Consider the following 3,885-nt stretch of genomic DNA (forward strand, 5'->3'; position numbering starts at 1 on the left):
CTGTCGTCAACGTTTTGGGATGGTGTAGACGCTACTGATGCCATTTCTGGCTCGGCTGCGGTTTCCATATCATCCGTAAGCCCAGCTTTCTTGGCCTTGGCTTTAGCCACGGCGGCCGCAATGCGCGCTTGTTTACTGTCGTTAGCGTCTTGCTGCGGTGCGGTATCGGCGTCAACATCCGTTGCTGATGAATTATCTGGCTCGATAGCTGCTTCACTAGCTGTTGATTGCTGAGCTTTCTTCGCCTTGGCTCTGGCTACTGCGGCGGCAACCCGTGCTTGCTTACTCGCGTCGGCACTGTTTTGCGACTCAGTTTCGGAAACCACTTTTTCTGTTGCAGCGGGGCTCGCCTCGGCAGGCGCCTCGTTGGCATCTGCTGCTTGCTCAGCCGCCTTTTTAGCTTTTGCTCTAGCGATAGCGGCAGCGACTTGTGACTTTTTATCGTCACTTGCTGTGCTGCCTGTATCGGTTGCAGCCGCGTCATCGGCTTGCTGCGCTTTTTTGGCTTTTGCGCGGGCAATAGCGGCAGCAACTTGTGACTTTTTATCGTCACTTGCGGTGCTGCCTGTATCGGTTGCAGCCGCGTCATCGGCTTGCTGCGCTTTTTTGGCTTTCGCGCGGGCGATAGCTGCGGCAACTTGTGACTTCTTATCGTCACTTGCGGTGCTGGTCGTATCGGTTGCAGCCGCGTCATCGGTTTGCTGTGCTTTTTTAGCTTTTGCGCGGGCAATAGCGGCAGCAACTTGTGACTTTTTATCGTCACTTGCGGCGCTGGTCGTATCGGTTTCAGCCGCGTCATCAGCTTGCTGCGCTTTTTTAGCTTTAGCTCGGGCGATAGCGGCAGCAACTTGAGATTGTTTATCGTCAGATGCCGCCGTCGGAGTTGGACTTGCAGGCTCTGCTGTTGTCTCGGCTTTTTTGGCTTTAACACGCGCTAAGGCGGCGGCTACGGCATCTTTTTCATCGCCGCTCATGCTGGCTTTACGGCGTTCAGCCGCTTCACGTGCTTTGGCCTCACGTTCTTGTTTCTCTTGCTCTAACCGCGCTAAGCGCGCTTCGTAGCGAATCTTGGCTTGATCGGCTTGCACTTTATCAGCGTTCGCTTGGCGAATTGCTGCTTTGGCAACCCGATAGTATTCCACTAACGGAATATCCGACGGGCAGACATAGGCACAGCAACCACATTCAATGCAATCTTGCAGGTTAAAGGCGGTCGCTTTGTCGTACTCTTGTGCTTTGGCATGCCAGAAAAGTTGTTGCGGCAATAAATCTGCCGGACACACTTGGGCACATTCACCACAGCGGATACAGGCACGTTCTTGTTGTGGGTGGCTAAGTTCGTCAATGCTGGGCACTAACAAACAGTTGGTACCTTTAAGTACCGGCACCGCAGCATCGAACAGGGTGTAGCCCATCATCGGACCGCCAATAATCACTTCCGCATTGTCGGTGTCTTTGATGCCGCATTGGCGTAATACGTGATTGACGGGCGTGCCAATTGGCAGCCAGTAGTTGGCGTTTTGGGTCAGATTACCACCAGTCACGGTGACTACTCGCTCGAGCAGTGGCTTACCGTCTAGTACCGCGTCACGAATGGCTAACGAGGTGCCGACGTTATGCACCACAATACCGAGTTGCGCAGGAATCGAGCCTGATGGTACTTCTTGACCAGTAAGGATCTGAATAAGCTGCTTTTCACCACCGGAAGGATATTTAGTTGGAATAACCCGCACGCTGGTGAGCGATTTCAATGCACTATGTTGCGCCACTGCTGTGGTCATGCTGGCCGCAGCTTCCGCTTTGTTGTCTTCAATAGCGATAACAATGCGCTTGGCTTGCACTAACTGTTGAATAATCTCAATACCCGCCACAATGCCTTTGGCATGTTCGCGCATCAAACGATCATCAGAGGTGATGTAAGGCTCGCACTCGACACCATTGATAATCAGTAGATCGATAGCGTTAGCTGGGTTCAGTTTGATATGGCTGGGGAACATGGCGCCGCCCATACCAGCGATACCGGCATCGCGAATACGACGCAGCAGTTGTTCTTTGCTTAAACTCGCTAGTGAGGCGAGTTCATAGCTGACTTCAGTATCTTTACCGTCAGCGGCAATCACACAAGTCAGCTGCGGCAAGCCTGATGCGTGGTTACTGGCGCGCGGTTCAATATGGGTGACTGTACCCGATGTCGGCGCATGTGCGGCACAATACATGGCACCTGCGGCTTGCGTCAGCGGCTGACCTTTCAGCACCTGATCGCCCACTTGTACCGCCAGTATTGCGCTATCGCCAACTTGTGGCAGCGGCACCCAATATTCATCAGCCAACGGTAATCGCGCGATTGGCGCTTGATTGGACAACTGCTTCATTTGTGGTGGATGAATACCACCGGCCAATGGCCATAGCGTGTTTTGATCAATAATGTCGATAAGATTCAAGAGCGCTATCCCCAATTACAAAGTTTTCACTGGAATGGCATTTAGGCGCCAATCCCAACTACGTGTGTCTTGTGCCACAGGGATCATATCGATGCAGTCAACAGGGCAGGGCTCAACGCATAGATCACAACCGGTACAATTAACAGTTAATACGGTATGCATCAGCTTACCGGCACCAACAATGGCATCTACTGGACAAGCTTGAATGCACTTAGTGCAACCAATACATTCCTCTTCACGGATATACGCCACTTTTTTTATCTGTTCTTGGGCTTCTGCCGCTAAAGGCTCTGGTTCTACGCCCATGAGGTCGGCAAGCTTTTCCATGGTGGCGGTGCCACCCGGTGGGCAACGATTGATTTTCTCGCCGTTAGCGATGGCTTCTGCGTACGGGCGGCAGCCGGGATAGCCGCATTGACCGCACTGGGTCTGCGGCAGCAAGGTTTCAATCTGATCAACAATCGGGTTGCCTTCTACACGGAACTTCTCCGCGGCAAAGCCCAAAATGACACCAAAGACTAAGGCCAGCAGTGTCAATAAAATTACAGCTGTTAACATCTGTGCCTCTCTATTATTTCACTAGGCCAGCAAAGCCCATAAAGGCCAGTGACATCAGTCCTGCGGTGATCATGGCAATCGCGCCGCCTTTAAATGGCGTTGGCACATCGGCAGCGGCTAAGCGTTCACGCATGGCAGAAAATAGGATTAACACCAGAGAAAAGCCAACGGCGGCACCAAAACCATACACGGCACTTTGTAATAAGTTGTGTTGTTCATTGATGTTAAGCAGCGCAACGCCCAATACCGCACAGTTGGTGGTGATCAGTGGCAGATAGATCCCTAGGGCGCGATAGAGTGACGCGCTGGTCTTTTGCACCACCATTTCGGTAAATTGCACTACGACGGCGATCACCAAAATAAAACTCATGGTGCGCAGATAGGTGAGATCAAATGGCAGCAACAGATACTGGTTGACCAGATAACTTAAAATGGAAGCTAACGTCAGTACAAAAGTGGTGGCCATCGCCATGCCAAGGGCAGACTCAAGCTTGCCTGATACGCCCATAAACGGGCACAAGCCAAGAAATTTTACTAATACAAAGTTGTTGACCAGTACCGTACCGATCAACAGCAATAAATATTCAGTCATTGCAACGCAATTTGGTTATTTCGCAAGACGCTTATTATCGACATTTAAGCCACGATAAACAACACATAGAATTCAAGGGTTAGCGTTATTTACCAGCAGACAGCCGTAAATAAACCCAATAATTGCGACAATAGCAGTGGGTTGTTGTATCAAACGTGATGAACACTTTATAAGGGATTGATTTTTAACAGAATTAGAGAAGGGATATTAGCGTAGCGTGGCTCCCCTGACTGGACTTGAACCAGTGACATACGGATTAACAGTCCGCCGTTCTACCGACTGAACTACAGGGGA

The 3,885-nt window shown here is 51.1% G+C and carries 3 protein-coding genes and 1 tRNA gene; all 4 read right to left on the reverse strand.

From position 1 onward, the window contains the following. Nucleotides 1–2,450: electron transport complex subunit RsxC (gene rsxC, locus L9G74_RS19775; RefSeq protein WP_238898502.1), on the reverse strand; the 2,450-nt coding region annotated here is incomplete at its 3' end. 6 nt (nucleotides 2,451–2,456) lie between these two features. Further along, the gene (gene rsxB, locus L9G74_RS19780; protein WP_238898500.1) at nucleotides 2,457–2,999 is read right to left on the reverse strand and encodes an electron transport complex subunit RsxB; all 543 of its coding nucleotides are present in this window, start codon (nucleotides 2,997–2,999) and stop codon (nucleotides 2,457–2,459) included. Between the two features lie 13 nt (nucleotides 3,000–3,012). Further along, nucleotides 3,013–3,591 (reverse strand): electron transport complex subunit RsxA, encoded by a 579-nt coding sequence (gene rsxA / locus L9G74_RS19785; protein WP_238898501.1) that lies wholly within the window; start codon nucleotides 3,589–3,591, stop codon nucleotides 3,013–3,015. 218 nt (nucleotides 3,592–3,809) lie between these two features. After that, a tRNA-Asn gene (locus L9G74_RS19790) sits at nucleotides 3,810–3,885 on the reverse strand.

The organism is Shewanella electrica (assembly GCF_022321485.1).
Classification (GTDB): Bacteria; Pseudomonadota; Gammaproteobacteria; order Enterobacterales; family Shewanellaceae; genus Shewanella; species Shewanella electrica.